Below are 16407 nucleotides of genomic sequence, written 5' to 3'. Positions count from 1 at the left end.
GCTTCAGCAAAATCGGTAGAATCCGGAGTATTAAACTACGTTTTTCAACTTGTTATCCTTCAGCTACTTCGCCGATAGCTTTTTTTTGAAGAGGGGGGTATCCAGCAAGCGCACGTTTCCTCCCAAAATCCTAGTGGAACAGGAGAAAAATAGAGGGTGTACCCAATTGGATGCTGAATTTTAAGGCGGTTTTAAGCTAAAAGGCGTATACTACTCCTTTAACAGTTAGGAGTGAATGAACTTGTCACGGTTATTGCCATCGAAGCGTTTATTGTATTTGTTGATTATTTTACTGGCTGTAGGGTTTGGGCTGAATTTATTTTTGCAGGCCGCTTCTTTTCGGATGGATGTGCTTCATGCGCTTAAGTGGGTTGGAGCTTATCCTTGGCTGTATTGTACAGGAAGTCTGTTAATTTTCTTCATCCTGCTCTTAAGCTCAGTGATTGTGCCTAACGCATATGCGGGACCGGCGGTGGTCTCGGCGCTGTTCGTGCTGCTCGGGATTGCCAGTGATCAAAAGCTGGCTACGAGAGGCGAACCGTTATTTCCATGGGATCTGATGCTGCTGAAGAATGCCGGAGAGATGAGTAAAATCACCAGCGGTATGATCTCTCCGCTTGCTATAGGGGCCGCTTTTCTGCTGGTTGCCGGTCTCGTCCTTGTGATTATTAAGCTGCCGAAGAACCGGATCAGATTGTCCCTGCGCGTGACGCTGGCGGGGATCTCTGTAGGGCTCAGCGCATGGTTTCTTGTGCTGGTCACCAGCCAATCTCCCGTGATTGCAGCAATGAGCTATCAGAACATCTTCTGGAATCAGAAGGTGAATTATACGCAGAACGGGTTCGTGTATGCCTTCGCCGGAAATCTGCGGCAGAGCCTGATGGACAAGCCGGAAGGCTACAGCCGTGAAGCCGTTGAAGCGGTGGCTGCCAAGTATTCGGCATTGCCGGATGTGCAGGTGCAGGCCGCGCCGGAGGAACAGCCGAATATTATGTTTATGATGAATGAGGCGTTCTTCGACCCTACGCGCCTGCCTGGGTATACATTAAGCGAAGATCCGCTGAAGTTCATCCATGGGGTGGCGGGCCAGACGCCGTCCGGTTATTTGCTGTCCCCGGAATTCGGCGGCAATACGGCTAATGTGGAGTTCGAGGCCCTGACCGGGCTGTCGATGTATTTTCTGGGGGATGGAACCATTCCTTATCAACAGCGCCTCGTCAAAATGTCCTCTCTGCCGTCGATTGTCAGTATTCTGAAGGACAGAGGGTATGAGGCTCTTGCGCTGCATCCGTTCGATGAGACCTTCTATAACCGGAACCGTGTCTATCCGGTGCTGGGGTTCGACAGCTTCACGAGTGAGAAGGATCTGCCGGATGCTGACCGCCTGACTCCCGAGGGGTATGTCTCGGATAAGGCGGCCGTTCAGGAGGCTGTCCGGCAGCTTCAAGCGGCTTCGGGCCCGGCATTCCTGCATCTGGTGACGATGCAGAATCATTTTCCCTTCACCAAAGGCCTGAACGGACCGAACACGATCACCGTAGAGGGCGGCCTCCCGGATCAGAAGGATGAGCTGGAGACTTATGTACAGGACACCAAGCTGACAGATGAGGCCATGGCTTATCTCCAGCAGGAGCTGCTGAAGATCAAGCGGCCCACCATTGCGGTGTTCTGGGGAGATCATCTGCCTGCGCTCAGCGCCGGGATCTATACCGCAGCCGGCTGGGATCAGGAGCCAAGACTGAAGCATGAGACGAAGCTGTTGGTACTCGCTAACTTTGAGATCGGGAAGGAGCCGCTCGGGACGCTCAGCCCGGCTTTTCTCGGCCCTGCGGTCTTCCGGTTATCCGGACAGACTTTGCCGGCTTTTTACAAGCTGCTTGAGCAGGTACGGGCGGAAATTCCCGGACTCAGCAAGAAGGTGCTAATCGGTCCGGGAGATACGGGAATCCTGAAGGAGCTAACCCCGGAGCAGCAGGCGCTGCTGGCTGACTACCGTCTAGTTGAATATGACCTGCTGGAAGGGGAGAAATACGCGGAGTCTCTGATGTTCTGAGCACTCCGCCAGGGGTTAACGCAGCCCCACATCATGGAAGCGGTTCTCGATCGGCTCCCGCAGCAGCAGACGGATGGACTGGATCGCTGCGGTCTCGATCCGCTGAGCTTCCCGGAGGAGCGGGAGCAGGCCTTCAGCATCAATGGAGCAAGGAGTCTCAGGAGCTTGTACAGGCTTTTGGATTAGAGTGCCGGTAATTTCGTTATATACAGCAGCCAGAGCTGCATAATGTTCTGCAACACCTTCAACTTCAGGCCAGTACAGGCTCGCTTCCCTGGCGTAGGCTGCCGTATCCTGTTTCATTCTTGCATAGAAAATCAACGTCTCATAGGCTCCGGCAGCATCGTAGGTCTTGCCCGCCAAGGCTTCCAGCATGGCATCATAGGCCTTAAGGCCGCAGGCATATTGCGATTCCGGCAGCATCGGATCATGAACCTCTGCCTTGTACACCGCTTGGATGAAGGACTCTCTGATTACCTGAAGAGTATCTTTTTGGACCTGACCTTCATAGATCTGGCCGTACCAATATGGCGACTCATTTCTTCCGAGTTGATCATAAGGCAGCTCCAGCTCTGCGGCAGCATCGCTTTCCTTGTAATAGAAGAGCTGCCGCTCATCATCACAGCGGGTAATCACTACGAAACGGTCTTTCCAGCAGACCACGCCGGTGCCCTGCTCAAGGGATTGGCGGATTGCCGCAATAGCCTGCTTCTGATAGAGAGGGAAGGTGGGACTGAAGTTAAAGCCTGCACCCTGACTGGCGATAATGCCGATCAGATCAGCCGCTACGAAATGTTCAGCTGCCCAGTTATAAGCCGTAGCAGAATCCGGGTGAAGCTGCCTGTGCACGGACAGGCGGAAACATAAGGCCGTCATTCCGGCCAGCATGGGCTTCGAACGCGTGAACCAGCCTTTAGCCGACAGGACCTGATGCATGGCATCCGCAAAAGAAGATGCGAGCGGCACACGCGGCTGATCCGCAGTGGCTGAAACTTGCTTGTTATGATGGTCATTCATCGTGCGGTATGCGCCCCCCATCTTGGCAGAGTGGACCGCTTACGGTCCGGGTACTGTCCAGAGATTATTTTGACCCGCCCCATGGCCTGCTCCTCAAGCTCCAATGCCCTCTCCAAAGCAGCACAGAGGGACGGAAGCTGCTCCTCATTCAGCACCTTGCCGCTGTTATTCTCTGAGATTGCAGCCGCGAGCGGCCCCCTCAGCTCTTCCGCCAAGTCAGCATACAAGTGCTGAACCTCCTCCAGCCCCGGCAATACAGACTGAACCTCCCGCAGATAAGCGGAGATTTCGATCCTTGATGTCAGGTAGGACTCCAGGATGTAGACAGCGCCATAGCTGTCGAATCCGCCCTGCTGAAGCGCCCAGATCAGGAAGCTGTAGGCCAGGCGGCCTGAAGCTATACTCAAGTCGGGTAGTGTTTTGTAAGGCGTATCCCAATCCTCCAGCGCAAGCCGCAGCGACTCCAGCACAGCATCTTTCAGCGGAATCTTCACTCCATCCCCCACATAGTGGCAAAACCAGAAGGGCGTGAAGTTAAGGCCGAAGTTGTCATACAGCACAACCTGTGTCTCGCCGGACCAGCCATCCTGCACATAGAACACCCGGTCATCCTCATCATAACCATGGATCACGCCGAATTCCGGTATCCAGTAGATGCAGGCCCGGCCACGGTCCAGACTCTGCTTGACACTGTCAATAGCGATCCGTTGATACTCCCCGAACGAAGCATGTCTGGTTCTCCCGCCGTCATATTGGAAGAAGATGCCGAGGTTATCGGCGGCCGCACTATGCTCTATGCCCCACTGCCCATAAGCCGTAACGGACAAGGGGAGGAGCTTCTTGTGCACGGTGAATTTGAAGGCCATGCCGCTTAGCCCGGAGAGCATGAATTTTGGACCCTCGAATAAACCGGCGGCAGTGGTTACGGCATAGAGCGCATCGGTAAAAGATTTCGATTCACGCTTCATCTGAACGTCAAGAATTACGCCTGATCGTTTGCTCACTGTTCATTCTCCTGTTCATCCAGCCGTCTCAGTGCTGCTTCGCAGATGCTGCGGAGCTTGTCCTTCAGCCATTTGGGGGACAAGAGGGCATTCCACTCGGCCTGGAGCAACTGAGCAATAAACGCGCTGGTATCATAAAAATCAACCTCATAGACCTCATCAGCGGCGGCGCGGAGCTGATAACCGCCCCATGAGCTATCCTGAGGTATTCCGTTCATACGGATTCTCGCCGTGAATGGCTTCAAGGGTCTGGTCTGTTCTGCCGTTGCCGCCGGACCGTCTTCTCCGGCTGCAAAAACCCTGCCAGTCAACGTTAGCTGGCGGATGCCGGACAGGCTGAAATACTCACTCCGTCCGTCGCCCTCCACAGCTGCCACCAGATAATCTTCCTCTACCCGCCGGCTTAGCTGCTGGGGGCAGAGATACAACTCCTGCGGAGTGTCCTGCCCGTTCCGGTAGAGAACATGGACCACCCTGCGGGCCCGGATCGCCTGCTCCAGCATCTCTATCATCTGTATATGGTGGGCATTCACTTCAAAGACGGGCAGCTTAAGCTCCCTATCCGTAAGAGGCTGTTCGGTGAACCGCTCCAGCAGACTCCCGACCTTGCGGATACTCTGGGCATTCTCATAATCATAATGGCTATACCGGTAAGCCAGATATTTAAGCACCCGCTGCTCCTCGTCCGTAATGTACAGATGAGGCAGCACGAAGCTGTTGTCCTCATATATATATCCGCGCTGCTTCGCCACATACCGGAGCGGAGCCCGGAGGGATTCTGTCAGGTATTCAATATCCCGCTGCGCCTGGCGCCCTGAAATTTCGAACTGCTCCGCCAGCTTCCTGCTGTTCGGATAAGCAAGCTGGCGAATCTGCTGGTCAAACCACTGGATCCGGTGGATATGGCTCATACTGCGGCTCCGCTCCTTTCTGTAAGCCTCCAGTATAGCTGGTGGTGACGCATTAGACCAGAGGTGAGCATTCCCCGTCAAGAAACAAGGATGCTGCCCGGCATCCATGCGCGAAGCATGAAGCAGGGGGCATCCTTGCGTCAGTTTACCGGTTTGCTGCGTCCACTCTAACCTGCGTGGCTTTGTCACAGCGCTTGCAGACCTTCAGGGCGGTGCCGTCGGATTTTATTTTGGTGTAGAGCAGCTTGATTCGGGTGGACCCGCAGACAGGACAGGTGCCGCGTCCACGGGATGGAAGGGTCCAGAGTACCCGTCCGCGTTTGGTTTTTGACATTCTTGTAATCCTCGTTTCATTGAATTGATGGTACCTGTCCAGTATAAATCAGCTGGTACGACATAAAATGTCGCAGCAGATAATGATCTTTTAACTATAGGCCCTGTAACGTAATTGACGGAACGGCTGCCAAGCCAGTAGACTAGATTGGACTTAGATGGAAGAACCTGGGGTTTGCGGACCTTCGGCATTCATGAAAGGGGTTACATATGTGAAAAAGCTTGGGCTCGTCTACGTGCTGTTAATCGGCATCTTCGTGCTCTACGTGCTGAATTACAAGCAGCAGGGGAATGCGGCAGATCCGTGGGAGACTACCGGACTGCGCGGTAATATTGAAGACAAATACGTGATGGTTACGTTCCAGATCGGCATTGATTACTGGAAAAGCGTACTGAAGGGCTTCGAGGATGCAGCAGAGGAGCTTAATGTATCCGTCGAGTATCACGGCTCCACCCAGCACAACGCGAGTGAACAGATGACGGTGCTGGAACAGACCATCGCCAAGAAGCCGGCGGGAATTGCCATCTCGGCCGTGAATTCCAAGCTGCTTACAGCGACGATCAACAAGGCTGTGGAGAGCGGTATTCCGGTAGTGCTGTTTGATTCGGGCGCTGAGGGCAGCAAGGCGTATTCCTTCCTGGGAACAGACAATTACAATGCCGGAACGAAGGCGGCGGATAAGATGGCCGAACTGACCGGGGGCAAGGGCGAGGTCGCCATTATCACCACACCGGAGCAGCATAATCATCAGCAGCGGACGGACGGCTTCACGAATACAATCCGCAGCAAATACCCGCAGATGAAGCTGGTGGCGGTCAAGGATGGGCGGGGAGATCAGGTGGCGTCCAGGGAGGCTGCCGAGCAGCTGCTGGTGCGGTATCCGCAGCTGGCCGGGATTTTTGCCACAGAAAGTAATGGCGGTATCGGGGTTGCGGAAGCCGTGGAAGCCGCCCCAGGCAGCGGACCGGTCCCGCAGATTATCAGCTTCGATACGGATAAGGGCACGCTCGATCTGGTGAAGGAGGGCAAGATTGCTGCAACCATGGCCCAAGGCACCTGGAATATGGGGTATTGGTCACTGACCGAGCTGTTCCATCTGCACCGTGATTTGGAGGCTGATCCTGAAGCCTATGCCAATAACAAGCCCCTGCCTGTCCCCGATTCTGTAGATACCGGAATTGATGTGGTCACGCGGCAGAATGTGGATAATTATTATGCCAAATAGGCTACAGAGGGGGAGCCAGAGATGCGCAAGACCGGCGTGACAATGGAGAAGCTGAAGCTGAATAATATGCCGATCCGCTATAAGCTGATTATTCACTTCCTGCTGATTAGCATCCTGCCTTCCATTGGACTTGGGCTGTTGATTGGCTGGACGGTGGACCGGATCGTGGAGGAGCAGAGCACCGAGAACACGATGCAGCTTATCCGCAAGGTGAATACGGCCATTGAGAGCGACGTAGAGAATCTGCAAAAAATTACATACCTGATCTCGTTCGATCCGGGCGTCCAGAAGTTCCTGAAGGGAGAGCCGCCGGTTCCGGACCAGCCGATCCCTGCAGCAGGTAATGGGGAATCAGCGGAATACAATATCCGCAAATTCCTGCAGGGCTTCACCACGCTGAGCTCGGAGATTGCCGGCATTATGCTGGTAAACCGTGAAGGCGATTTCATCAGCAATGAGATGTATACCCGTTCCGGCACCAGGCTGACGGAGGAGACCTGGTACAAGCAGGCGGCAGAGAATAAGGGGATCTTCCTGATCGTGGGGCATCCGTATGGCCGTGCAGTCAGGTCCCATGTGGACTATAAGGAGAGCGAGGTGGTCTCGGCCGTTCGGGCCATTGTGAATCCTGAGACACAGGTGGTCCAGGGCGTGGTGCTGGTGGATCTGAAGCTGCGGGTAATTGCGGAGACGGCCAGAGATGTCACGCTCGGCAAAACCGGATATCTGACGGTGGTGGATAATCGCGGAGAGATGATTTACGCGCCGCAGCACCCTTTGATGCGTACCATCCCGGCAGGTCTGTTCACCGAGTCCTCGGGCATTACCTCAGAGACCGTAGACGGCCGTGAGCTTCAGCTGATCTACCGGACCTCGCCGTTTACCGGCTGGACCACGATGGGCGTGTTCCCGATGGATGAGTCGGCTTATGGTATCCGCGAGATTACGTTCAATGTTGTTACCTTTGTATTTGTAGTCTGTATGCTGGGCATGACCGCATCGTTCTATCTGGCCTATTCGATCTCCCGTCCCATCGGCCAGCTGGCCTCCTTCATGAGCAAGGCGCAGTCCGGCGATCTGACGATCCGCTACTGGGGCAGCCGTTCCGATGAGATCGGGCTGCTCGGCCGCAGCTTCAATACGATGCTGGCCCAGATTGGCCGGCTGCTATCCCTGACCGAGCTTCAGGCGCGGCAAAAGCGTGAGGCGGAGCTGCGCAGTCTTCAGGCGCATATCAAGCCGCATTTTCTGTACAATACGCTGGATACGATTCACTGGATGGCCCGCAGCAAGGGGGCGGAGGATATCGCCGAGGTGGTGCAGTCCCTCTCCAGGCTGTTCCGGCTGGGCCTCAGCAAAGGGAGCGATATCATACCGCTCTCCGATGAGCTGGAGCATATCGTCAGTTATCTGAAAATTCAGCATGTCCGTTACAGCACCAAGCTGACTTATTCCATTGAAGTGGAGCCGCACTTACAGGAGCTCTATGTGCTTAAGCTGCTGCTGCAGCCGATGGTAGAAAACGCGATCTATCACGGCATCAAGGAGCGGCGCGGCCCCGGACACCTCTATATTGCAGTCGTGGAACGGGACAACGACCTGTATCTTACTGTGCGCGATGATGGTGCAGGGATGTCTGCAGATAAGCTGAAGGAGCTCAGGCGGCGGCTCGAAGCGGTAGGTACAGAAGAATTGGAGCGTACGGACACTGAAATGGCGGGAACAGGCAGCGCAGGCAGCGGCTACGGCATATTGAATGTGCAGGCGCGGATCAGGCTGACCTACGGAGTGCCGTACGGCATCCAGATTGAGAGCGGGCAAGGGCAGGGGACACTTGTAACCGTAAGTCACCCGGTTGTTCGTGAGAATTACCCGGAGAAGCATTAGGATAGAGGAGGATGATCTGTACATGATGGACAAATGGAAAGTAATCATTGCCGATGATGAGCGCATTATCCGGGAGGGCATCCGGCAATGCGTGGACTGGAATAGCCTCGGTATGGAGGTAGCCGCAGAGGCAGAAGACGGGGAGGAGGCGCTGGAGCTGGCCGTTGAGCTTGCCATTCATATCGCCCTGGTCGATCTGAACATGCCGATTATGCATGGCATGGAGCTGATGAAGCGGCTGCGGGAAGCGCTTCCGGGCTGCAAGATTATTGTAATCACCGGCCACGATGAATTCGCTTATGCGCAGGAGTCGATCCGGCTGCAGGTGAATGATTATATTCTCAAGCCAGCAGAGCCCAAGCAGTTGATGCAGGTACTGCGGGGCGTTCGCGATGAGCTGGAGTCCGAGCGGCAGCAGAACCTGCATCTGGAGCAGGCCTCCCGGCAGCTGATGAAGAACTTCCCGCTGCTGCGTGAGCGCTTCTGCCAGGAATGGCTGGACGGTAATCTGAGCCAGGCAGAGATCAGGGAGCAGCTGCAATTCCTTAAGCTTCCTTCGCAGCGGCCGGAGCTGATCGGCATCATCCGCTGGAGGTGGGAGGGCCAGCATCCGGCGATGAAGGAGAAGGAGCGCCAGCTCTTCCTGTTCGCCATCGAGAATATCGCCGCAGAGCTGCTGGACCCGTATCCCAAGGTGATGTTCCGGGACGCCGCCGGACTGATCGTTATCCTGCTGTGGGATGCTGCCGCTGAGCGCATCCTGGCCGGAGTGGAGGCGGCTGTACGCAGCCATCTCAAAATCGCCGTTGAAGTCGGCACCCGGCTGATCCAGGGAGAGATTACAGAGCTGGCTGCCGCTTACCGGAGCTGCCGGATGGCGCTGGTCAAGGAGCAGCCGCTGTCGCCGCTCGTCCGGCGGGCCAAGCAGCATATCCAGGAGCACTACAGCGAATACGGGCTTACCCTGGAGGCGACAGCAGGGCTGCTTCAAGCCTCGCCGGTCTATCTGAGCCGCTTGTTCAAGCAGGAGCTGGGCGAATCCTTCGGCACGTATCTGACCCAGACTCGTATCCGCCGGGCTGCGCAGCTTCTGCATTCTACCGACCTTAGCATTAACGAGGTTGCGGAGCAGTCGGGCTATGAGACCCAGCATTATTTCAGCACCGCCTTCAAGAAGCAGACCGGTGTGGCTCCGCTGCAGTTCCGTAAAGGGGTGCAGGCTGAGGTACGCAAGTAATAGAAGATCAGATTAATAGTGGGGAATGCTTCCGCAGCTATCTATAAGCGAGGGGCATTCCTTTTTGCATATATAAAGTTATATTTTCACAAAAACAGTAGACTCAGTGTAAATACGGCACCTGCTCCCGGTTGCTATACTCGATTTGTCACACGGGATCACCTGTGGAAGACATCAGAATAGTTCAGGGGGTAGTGCAGGAATGAAAAGATATTCAATGATCACGCTTCTGCTAACAATGGTACTCATCTTATCTGCATGCGGCAACAGCGGTAATTCATCCAGCAGTGCCGGCAGCTCTTCCGGCGGTGGGGATACATCCAAGGGCAAGGTGGGCATTGCGATGCCGACCAAATCCTCGGAGCGCTGGGTGAATGACGGCAACAACATGGTCAAGGAGTTCGAGAAGCTGGGCTACGGCACGGATCTGCAATATGCGGAGGATGTTGTCGAGAATCAGGTGTCGCAGATTGAGAACATGATCACCAAAGGCGTGAACGCCATTGTAATCGCTTCAATTGACGGCGAGGCGCTGACGGATGTGCTGCAGAAGGCGCATGACGCCAACGTTAAGGTCATCGCTTATGACCGTCTGATCAAAAAAAGTGAATTCGTAGACTATTACGCAACCTTCGATAATTTCAAGGTGGGCGTGCTGCAAGGCTCCTACATTGAGGAGAAGCTTGGCCTGAAGGACGGCAAGGGCCCGTTCAACATCGAGCTGTTCGGCGGATCGCCGGATGACAACAATGCCTACTTCTTCTTCGATGGCGCCATGTCGATTCTGAAGCCGTACATCGATTCCGGCAAGCTGGTGGTCCGCAGCAAGCAGCTTACGATGGATAAGGTAGCTACGCTGCGCTGGGACGGCGCCGCCGCCCAGTCACGGATGGATAACCTGCTGAGCGCGAACTATGCGAGCGATAATCTGGACGCCGTCTTGTCTCCTTACGATGGCATCAGCATCGGTATCCTGTCTTCACTCAAGGGTGTAGGCTACGGCTCCGGTGACAAGAAGCTGCCGGTGGTCACCGGACAGGACGCCGAGCTGGCTTCGGTGAAGTCGATTCTGGCCGGAGAGCAGACCCAGACGGTATTCAAGGATACCCGCGAGCTGGCTAAGAAGGCGGTGGAGATGACCGAGAGTGTGCTGAAGGGGACCGAAGCCGAAGTCAACGATACCACTACCTACGACAATGGTGTCAAAATCGTCCCGTCCTACCTGCTGGAGCCGGTCTCTGTGGATGCGGACAACGTGGATAAAGTGCTGGTAGACGGCGGGTACTATACCAAGGAACAGCTGGGACAATAGCCGTCATAGCGCAGGTCTAGCGGGCACCGGCGGCAGCCGAGAAGCAAGGAGCGCCGCTGGTGAACCGCTGCACAGTCACAAGGAAAGCTGGGTGAGAGGCACTTGAGTGAGATTATTTTGGAGATGAAAGGCATTACCAAGACATTCCCCGGCGTCAAAGCGCTCTCGGGCGTCAATCTGCAGGTGAAGGCAGGCGAGATCCACGCCCTCTGCGGAGAGAACGGGGCAGGCAAGTCCACACTGATGAAGGTGCTTAGCGGAGTGTATCCGCACGGGACGTATGAAGGGGATATTTTATATCAGGGGCAGGTATGCCAGTTCAAGGATATCAAGGACAGCGAGGGCCTGGGGATCGTTATTATCCATCAGGAGCTGGCGCTGATTCCGTATTTGTCGATTTCGGAGAACATCTTCCTCGGCAATGAGCAGGCCAGACGCGGGGTGATCAACTGGAACGAAACGACGGTCAAGACCAAGGCGCTGCTAACCACCGTCGGCCTCAAGGAATCGCCGTTTACAGGAGTCTCAACGATAGGTGTCGGCAAGCAGCAGCTTGTAGAGATCGCGAAGGCGCTCTCCAAGGAAGTGAAGCTGCTCATTCTCGATGAACCGACAGCGGCGCTGAATGAGGATGATAGCGAGAACCTGCTGCTGCTCATTCTGGAGCTGAAGAAGCAGGGGATATCCTCGATTATCATTTCCCACAAATTGAACGAAATCGAGAAGATAGCGGATTCCGTCACGATTCTGCGGGATGGACAGACCATCAAGACCTTGGATATGAAGCAGGATGCCGTTACAGAGGATGTCATTATCAAAGGCATGGTCGGGCGCGACCTGACGAACCGTTACCCTGAGCGCACACCTAACCCAGGCGAGACGATCTTCGAGATCCGCGACTGGAATGTCTATCACGAGACTCAGGCGGACCGCAAAATGCTGGATAGAATCAATCTCCACATCCGGCGCGGCGAGGTGGTCGGCATTGCCGGGCTGATGGGCGCAGGGCGTACGGAGCTGGCGATGAGCGTGTTTGGGAAGTCCTACGGCAAGCGGATCAGCGGCCAGACTTTTATGCACGGCAAGGAAGTGCACCTGAATAATATCAGCCAGGCGATAGAGCATGGATTAGCCTACGTGACCGAGGACCGCAAGCATTACGGCCTGATCCTGATTGACGATATCAAACGGAATATCTCGCTTAGCAGTCTGAAGAAGCTCTCCCGCCATGGCGTCATTAATGAGAACGAGGAAGTGCTGGTCGCAGAGGAGTACCGCAAGAAGCTGAACATCAAGACCCCCAGCATCCTGCAAAAAACCGTGAATCTCAGCGGCGGCAACCAGCAGAAGGTGGTGCTCAGCAAATGGATCTACGCCCAGCCGGATGTTCTGATCCTCGATGAGCCTACCCGGGGCATTGATGTCGGGGCGAAATATGAGATTTATTCCATTATCAACAGCCTAGCCGCAGAGGGGAAGGGCGTGCTGGTCATCTCTTCCGAGCTGCCGGAAATTATCGGGATGTGCGACCGGATCTACACCATGTGTGAGGGGCGGATCAGCGGGGAAGTGGAGCGGAAGGACGCCACGCAGGAGCTTTTGATGAAATTTATGACACGAAGCAGGGGGTAACACCGCATGGGAGCCATTAGTGAACTGTTTAAAAAAAATATCCGCCAATACGGCATGATTATTGCCTTGATTTTTATTTCGGTGTTCTTTCAAATTATGACGGACGGCATTCTGCTGAAGCCGCTGAACGTGACCAATCTGATTCTGCAGAACAGCTACATACTGGTGCTGGCGATCGGGATGGTTCTGGTGATTATCACCGGTCATATCGACCTCTCCGTCGGCTCGGTAGCTGCCTTCATCGGCGCCCTGTCGGCCATTATGATGGTGGATATGGAGCTGAATCCGGTACTGGCGGTAGTCCTCTCGCTGCTGATGGGTGCGCTGGTCGGGGCCTGGCAGGGCTTCTGGGTCGCTTATGTCAAAATCCCGGCGTTCATAGTGACCCTGGCGGGCATGCTGCTATTCCGCGGCCTGACGATGATCGTGCTGAACGGGCAGTCGATTGCGCCGTTTCCGAAGACATTTCAAAAGATTAGCTCCGGGTTCATTCCTGATGTGGCCAGCGGCGGCTCGCTGAACATACTGACGTTAATGATCGGAATTGTCCTGTCGCTGCTGGTAATTTATCAGGAAATCCGCAGCCGCCGGATCACGGTGAAGTACGGCTTCGAGCAATCTCCGGTCTGGATGTCCGTTGCCAAGGCCGCTGCGCTGGTGATCGTCATCAACCTGTTCACTTATGTTCTGGCGCAATATAACGGGATTCCTAACATCCTTGTGATTCTGATGGTGCTGATCGTGATTTACTCCTTCGTCATGAACCACATGACCATGGGGCGGCATATCTATGCCCTGGGCGGCAATGAGAAGGCAGCAAGCCTCTCCGGCGTCAAAACCAAACGGGTGACCTTCTGGGTCTTCGTCAACATGGGTGTACTCGCTGCCCTGTCCGGTCTGGTCTTCGCGGCCCGCCTGAACTCTGCCACCCCCAAGGCTGGTACCAACTTCGAGCTGGATGCCATCGCCGCCTGCTTTATCGGCGGAGCCTCCGCGTCCGGGGGAATCGGAACCGTGGTCGGAGCCATTATCGGCGGTCTGGTCATGGGCGTCATGAACAACGGCATGTCGCTCGTCGGCCTCGGCGTAGACTGGCAGCAGGGGATCAAGGGACTGGTGCTGCTGCTTGCCGTAGGCTTCGATATCTATAACAAGTCGAAGACAGCTTGATAATAGGATAGAGACTCAGGCCGGGACTGCTCCAGATGGGGCGGCTCCGGCTTGTTGGCCAGAATTTATATGTTTTGGGGTCCCCGCAAAGTACCTGAGTCATCACCTACGCTAAAGCCTCACTTTGTGGGGTTATTTGGCGTACAAGTCTTCCCGCGCAGCTTGCAGCATCTGCCTCTGGCATGGATAATAGCACCTAAGGTACTTTAAATTTCATGCAAGTAACAGGAGGCTACAGATGCAGATTATTGCCATGCTGACCATGCTGATTGACCATGTTGGGCTGATCTTTTTCCCGGGTGAGCTTGCCTGGAGATATGTGGGGAGAATTGCCTTCCCGATCTACTGCTACGCGCTGGCGCAAGGCTATATCCATACCTCCTCCAGACCCCGCTATCTGCGGCGGCTGCTTGTCATCGCTGTGCTGGCGCAAATTCCGTACAATCTGGCGATTCATCCGGGAGGCTGGAACGTCGTATTCACCCTGCTGATCTCAGCGCTGGTCCTTGCCCTGCTTGATAAGCTGCCCAATCTGTGGACGGGTATTCCGGTAGTGGTAGTCGCTGTGCTGCTGATGGATGCGCTGCCGCTTGACTACAACGCCTACGGCCTGCTGCTGGTGCTGATCTTCCGTTATACCCGTTCTTATGTGCTCGTGCTGGCGCATTTGGCGCTGAATGTATTCTATCTGTTCTATTATAATTGGCTGGTGCAGATGGCCAGCATTATTCCGACCGTTCTGATTGCGCTGACCCCGGGTTTTTGGGTGCTGCTGGAGAAGAGACGTCTGCCGCGCTGGGTCTGGTGGAGCTTTTATCCGGCCCATTTAGCAATACTTGCCTTGGTAAAGTTTCTCTTTTTCAAAGAATGGGTATTTATAGAATGGCGGAGTTTATTTAGCGTATGAGGGTTCATCATTTCCAGGTGCTGTATTTACAAATTGATGCTCCTCTGAGATGATGGGTACGTTGCCAAATTATGAGCTAGAGGAGACATGCTATGAAGAAAATGAAAGCAAGAACCAAATGGCTGGTGCCGATTCTCGCCCTGCTGCTGATTCTGTCAGGCTGCCAAGCGGTTGGCGGCTTCGATGTCAATAAGGCACTGCTGGGGGATCTGGATGTTAAATCCTCTGAATCAAGCACTACGATGACCCTGAGCGCTGTTCCTGCCGCAGGCATCACCGCAGAGGACCGGGAAGTTGTTGATCTTATTAATTCCTTATCACTTACGCTCGGCCATGTGAAGGTTCAGGATAACGGCAATGTCTCGGCCACAGGAGTTGTGGGTTACAAGGAGTTCAAGATTCCTTTCTCCCTCTTCACCGACCAGAAGAACCTGGTCTTCACCGCTGAAGGTGCGAAGCAGCCGTTCTACATGCCGCTTCAGAGCAATGAAATGCTGCTTGGCCTGGAAGTAACTGATCCAGCCAAGACTTTGGAATTCACCAAGCTGGCCTCCCAGTTTGTGATCAAGAATCTTCCGAATCCGGGTGCGATCACAGTGACATCAGTAAATGAATCCGTATACGGCCAGCCAACCAGCTTGACGAAGCTACATACGGAAATTACAGGAGAAGAGCTTCCAGTATTGCTTAAGAGTTTCCTGAGATCTGTGTCTAAGGATACCGAAGGCTTCACTGCCCTGATCAGCGGTCTATATGATTATATGTATCCGCTCATCAAAGACAGAGCTGAAGATCTGAACAGCATTGGTCTGGGCGATATTCCGCTGGAGGACAAAGAAGGGGTAGTTACCGTAGTGCATGATGCAGCCAAGCTGGCTGTGGATGCTCTCCTGCTGGTCTATGACAAGCAATTGGAGAACCTCTATGAGAGCACTCCTGAACTTAAGACTGTTCTAGGCAAGGATACCAAGCTGAGCGCGGATATCTTCGTGGACAGCGGCTTCCATGTCCGCAAACAGAACATCGACTTCAATGTCGCTCTTCCGGCCGATGAATATCTGCCGCTGCAGAGCATCAACATGAAGCTGGTATCCGAAACTTGGAATGTGAACGGTCCTGTTACCGCTGATGCGATCAGCACAACAGGTGCAATTGATTACTCCATGGGAGATCTTACTCCAGGGGAGACCCTGAGAAGCTTCGAACCTAATTCACAGGTATATAAGCTGCTCAAAGAAGAGATGGGAATCACCGCTAAGAGCCTGATGATCGCACCGGACGACGATTATTATTATCCGGTTGTGAAGAATGGCACTACCTATGTTCCGCTGCGCTATGTCGCAGAGGATCTGGATGCTAAGGTAGAGTGGGATGGACCTAACAAGTCGATCAAGGTTACCGATGATGTATACGGCGATCAGCTCGTATTCAAAATCGGTTCCGCGCAGGCACTAATTGCCGGCAAGACCGTGAAGCTTCCGTTAGCGGTATTCGTAGATGAGTACGGAGATGCTAATGTGCCGCTGCGTGTATTGGCCGAAGGCCTGCATGCTACGGTTGAAGTAGATGATGACGGCTATATCTGGATCGAACGTCCGTAAGAAGTAAGGCAATAATCAAGAAGCCGGGACCCCTGAGCAATCAGGCGGTTCCGGCTTCTTTTGATAGATAAGAATTTATGTGTTTTGGGGTCCCCGCAAAGTACCTGATTTATCATC

General features: G+C 54.4%; 13 protein-coding genes. 9 read left to right on the top strand and 4 right to left on the bottom strand.

Features of this window, described 5'->3' with window-relative positions; genetic code table 11:
- Positions 1 to 241 precede the first annotated feature (241 nt).
- Positions 242 to 2053 carry an LTA synthase family protein gene (locus NST04_RS22735; RefSeq protein WP_341021228.1) on the top strand — a complete coding sequence of 604 codons (1812 nt, stop codon included), beginning with the start codon at positions 242 to 244 and terminating at the stop codon, positions 2051 to 2053.
- A gap of 15 nt (positions 2054 to 2068) precedes the next feature.
- Here the strand turns inward: NST04_RS22735 and NST04_RS22730 are convergent, their stop codons facing one another.
- The 4 genes from NST04_RS22730 to NST04_RS22715 all read right to left on the bottom strand — a co-directional run bounded on the left by NST04_RS22730 (position 2069) and on the right by NST04_RS22715 (position 5319).
- A complete protein-coding gene (locus NST04_RS22730) occupies positions 2069 to 3070 on the bottom strand; it encodes a hypothetical protein (protein ID WP_341021230.1) in 1002 nt (333 codons plus the stop codon).
- Positions 3067 to 4074: a hypothetical protein gene (locus NST04_RS22725; protein WP_341186244.1), complete on the bottom strand. Its 1008-nt coding sequence runs from the start codon at positions 4072 to 4074 to the stop codon at positions 3067 to 3069. The genes NST04_RS22730 and NST04_RS22725 overlap by 4 nt, the downstream gene beginning before the upstream one ends.
- Positions 4071 to 4985 (bottom strand): helix-turn-helix transcriptional regulator, encoded by a 915-nt coding sequence (locus NST04_RS22720; protein ID WP_341186243.1) that lies wholly within the window; start codon positions 4983 to 4985, stop codon positions 4071 to 4073. Before NST04_RS22720 ends, NST04_RS22725 begins: the two co-directional genes overlap by 4 nt.
- 145 nt (positions 4986 to 5130) lie before the next feature.
- The gene (locus tag NST04_RS22715; RefSeq protein ID WP_341021236.1) at positions 5131 to 5319 is read right to left on the bottom strand and encodes a hypothetical protein; all 189 of its coding nucleotides are present in this window, start codon (positions 5317 to 5319) and stop codon (positions 5131 to 5133) included.
- Between the two features lie 211 nt (positions 5320 to 5530).
- Here NST04_RS22715 and NST04_RS22710 point away from each other — a divergent pair, with 211 nt between their 5' ends.
- From NST04_RS22710 to NST04_RS22675, 8 genes are all read left to right on the top strand, one after another.
- Positions 5531 to 6544, top strand: coding sequence for a substrate-binding domain-containing protein (locus NST04_RS22710; RefSeq protein ID WP_341186823.1), 1014 nt, complete (start codon positions 5531 to 5533; stop codon positions 6542 to 6544).
- Between the two features lie 21 nt (positions 6545 to 6565).
- Positions 6566 to 8431: a cache domain-containing sensor histidine kinase gene (locus NST04_RS22705; protein ID WP_341186242.1), complete on the top strand. Its 1866-nt coding sequence runs from the start codon at positions 6566 to 6568 to the stop codon at positions 8429 to 8431.
- Between the two features lie 22 nt (positions 8432 to 8453).
- On the top strand, positions 8454 to 9668 hold the full coding sequence (locus tag NST04_RS22700; RefSeq protein WP_341186241.1) for a response regulator: 1215 nt from the start codon (positions 8454 to 8456) through the stop codon (positions 9666 to 9668).
- Between the two features lie 202 nt (positions 9669 to 9870).
- Positions 9871 to 10980: a multiple monosaccharide ABC transporter substrate-binding protein gene (chvE, locus tag NST04_RS22695; protein ID WP_341186240.1), complete on the top strand. Its 1110-nt coding sequence runs from the start codon at positions 9871 to 9873 to the stop codon at positions 10978 to 10980.
- Between the two features lie 102 nt (positions 10981 to 11082).
- Positions 11083 to 12612 (top strand): multiple monosaccharide ABC transporter ATP-binding protein, encoded by a 1530-nt coding sequence (mmsA, locus tag NST04_RS22690; protein WP_341186239.1) that lies wholly within the window; start codon positions 11083 to 11085, stop codon positions 12610 to 12612.
- Between the two features lie 6 nt (positions 12613 to 12618).
- The gene (mmsB, locus tag NST04_RS22685) at positions 12619 to 13782 is read left to right on the top strand and encodes a multiple monosaccharide ABC transporter permease (protein ID WP_341186238.1); all 1164 of its coding nucleotides are present in this window, start codon (positions 12619 to 12621) and stop codon (positions 13780 to 13782) included.
- A 238-nt stretch (positions 13783 to 14020) separates the two neighbouring features.
- Complete coding sequence (locus tag NST04_RS22680) at positions 14021 to 14689, top strand: TraX family protein (protein WP_341186237.1); 669 nt, start codon at positions 14021 to 14023, stop codon at positions 14687 to 14689.
- 92 nt (positions 14690 to 14781) lie between these two features.
- Complete coding sequence (locus NST04_RS22675) at positions 14782 to 16290, top strand: copper amine oxidase N-terminal domain-containing protein (protein ID WP_341186236.1); 1509 nt, start codon at positions 14782 to 14784, stop codon at positions 16288 to 16290.
- Positions 16291 to 16407 lie beyond the last annotated feature (117 nt).

The sequence above is a fragment of the Paenibacillus sp. FSL H7-0756 genome (assembly GCF_038006765.1).
GTDB lineage: Bacteria > Bacillota > Bacilli > Paenibacillales > Paenibacillaceae > Paenibacillus_AQ.
This window is presented reverse-complemented; position numbering and strand designations above follow the sequence as displayed.